At 62.7% G+C, this 2,505-nt stretch carries 2 protein-coding genes; both read right to left on the bottom strand.

The features are described from left to right. Positions 1-103 precede the first annotated feature (103 nt). Positions 104-1,237, bottom strand: a complete 1,134-nt coding sequence (locus tag M2271_RS42350; protein WP_280892805.1) for an IS630 family transposase — start codon at positions 1,235-1,237, stop codon at positions 104-106. 53 nt (positions 1,238-1,290) lie between these two features. Next, the gene (locus M2271_RS42345) at positions 1,291-1,557 is read right to left on the bottom strand and encodes a hypothetical protein (protein ID WP_280892804.1); all 267 of its coding nucleotides are present in this window, start codon (positions 1,555-1,557) and stop codon (positions 1,291-1,293) included. Positions 1,558-2,505 lie beyond the last annotated feature (948 nt).

The following is a 2,505-nucleotide window of genomic DNA, read 5'->3' as shown; positions in this document are numbered from 1 at the left end:
ACGGCCGCCTTACCGCCGGACGGGTATAGGCCAGTCGGACCAACCAAAAACCACTAGGCCAAAGGGCCTAAAAACACCTAAATCATGATAGACCCGTGCCGGATCAGGCAACGTTTGCCCTGTCGACGACAGCGCGTAGGCGCCGGTCGTCGGCGTGGCGGTTTCGCCAGATGATGTAGCGGCGGATCATGCTGCCCTGTTCTTTGTGATCGGCGTGGTCCGTGCCGTCGAGGGTGAAGTAGCGCAGGGCCGTGAACTGGGCCTCGATGCGGTTGAGCCAGGAGCTGTTGGTCGGGGTGTACGCCATCTCGACGTTGTTCGCTGCCGCCCATGTGCCGACCCGCTGGCATCTCTTCGTGGTCAGGTGCGGGGAGAAGTTGTCACTGACGATCGCGATCCGCACCGTCGGAGGGTAGAGCGTGCGCAGGTAGCGGCAGAACTCCAGGAACTGTGTCCGCTTCTTGATCGGCTTGATGTGGCCGTAGAGCTTGTCCTTGCCGAGGTCCAGGGCGGCGAACAGGTGCCGCACTCCGCCGTAGCGGTTGTACGTCGCCCGGCGCCGTCGGCGGGGGTCACGGTCGGGATCTTTGTGCTTGCCTCCGCGTTCGGCCCACTGCCGGCCCGGGTGCGGCATCAGGTTGAGGGGTCCGAACTCATCCATGCAGAAGATGACTTCGGGTTCGCCGTCCTCGGGTATGGCCTCGCCGTCGGCGATCGCGTAGAGGTGTTCGACGCGGGCCTTCTTGGCCGCGTAGTCCGGATCGCGGGAGGTCTTCCAGGTCTTCAGGCGTTGAAAGGAGACGCCTTCCTCGCGGAGCAGGATGCGCAGGCCCTCGTGGCTGATGTCGTCGACCACCCCCTCGGCGACCAGGAAGTCCGCCAGCTTGGTCAGGCTCCAGGTCGAGAACGGCAGGTCATGCTCGGTCGGCTTCGACTTCGCGATCTTCTTGATCTCGCGGCGTTCGGGCAGCGTGAAGACCTTGGGCCGGCCTCCCTTGTACTTCGGATACAGCGAGTCGAAGCCGTCGGTGTTGAAGTTGTGGATCACGTCTCTGACGCGGTCGTCGCTGGTGAACGACACCTCGGCGATCCTCGCCACCGGTATGCCTTGCGCGGACAGCAGCACCATCTGGGCCCGCCGCCAGGTCACCACCGACCCGGTGCCCCGACGGATGATCCGCAGCAGTCGCCGACCCTCGTCATCATCAATCTCACGAACCCGCACCCGCTCCGCCATAGGACAACACTCTGGCGGCACCGTGCGTACAACAAAAGGACCTTCGAGGCGGATTACCCGGCGCGGCGCCGCCGAAGCTCCTCCAGCCACCCCCGTATCTGCTCGTCATCGTGCAGGTACGGCTCCTCGGGACCCGGCCGCAGATCGATCCCGTGAAGGAGCCGCAACGCCCACCAGGACAGTTCGTCCCATTCAAGGGTGTCGTCGATGACCCAGCGTGCGGCCCACCGGTCTGCCGCGTCCCGGCTCACTCGCCCTTCGACCACAGCAGCGAAGCACGACTCAATCTCGTCCAGGTCCGCCTGATCACCACCGCTCATGGACTCACCGTATCCAGAACGGGGCGAACGTTGCTTGATGCGGCACTAGACAGATCGGTCAGTGACGGTCATACAGGTCGCACTTCGGGTCTACAAGGACGCTACGGGACGGGACCGGTTGCCGTGGTTGCTGTACTTCGCTGCTGTACAGCAACCCCTACTTGAAGACGGTGATCACAGCAGCGACCGCACTCACGGCTCCTGCGACAGCCCCCACAACCTCGTGGCGCTTGAACCACGGCATGGCCTTGTTCATTTCCCTGGGTGTACTATTCTCAACGCACTGCGCAGTGCATTGGGTTGGCTCAGTGCACTGGTGTTGAGGTAATGCTTCCATGCAGGCATTCCTTGAGTCGTAGTTGGAGAGCCGTGACGCCAAGTCTCTTGTCCGGAGAGGCGTACGGCTCTTTAGCTTTCCCACGTGTAGGTGCGGCAGCAACGGACCTTATCAGGCACCGCGGCAACTCCGCCCTCAAGCACGAGCGTTGAGCTACCTCACAGGGGACAAGTCACGCTCTGTTGAGCCTCCAAGGCACCCCAAGCGCGATACCGCTGGCGGGTTTTACAGTGCGCTGCGCTAGGGACCTGAGCGGCACAATCGGACACTAGCAATGGCGTCGCCACAACGCCTGTTACGGCCGCGCAGACCGGACAGGACCGAGCGACGGTTTCGACGTAACTAATACCCTCAAGTTTCAGTCACCCCGGATTCGGCTGAGCAGGAGTTATTCGCGGCCTATAGAGGCTGCAAACTATGTTGACCAGGGTCTCTATTCAACAACTTCTCCCCCAGAGCCTGCCAAAGGATGGCTGATTCTTTTCGCACGCCCGCCACCTGAGCGTTAACCTCGACCTTTCGTGACGGTCCGTCGGTTCTTCCGGTGGGCCGTTTCGGCTTGCCGCGTGGATTGTGGGCAGGGCGGCAGCCCGGCTGTCGTGCCGGGTGGA

This window comes from Streptomyces sp. LBL (genome assembly GCF_029893585.1).
Classification (GTDB): domain Bacteria; phylum Actinomycetota; class Actinomycetes; order Streptomycetales; family Streptomycetaceae; genus Streptomyces.
Note: the sequence above shows the minus strand (reverse complement) of the source record. Positions and strands in the feature narration are given on the sequence as shown.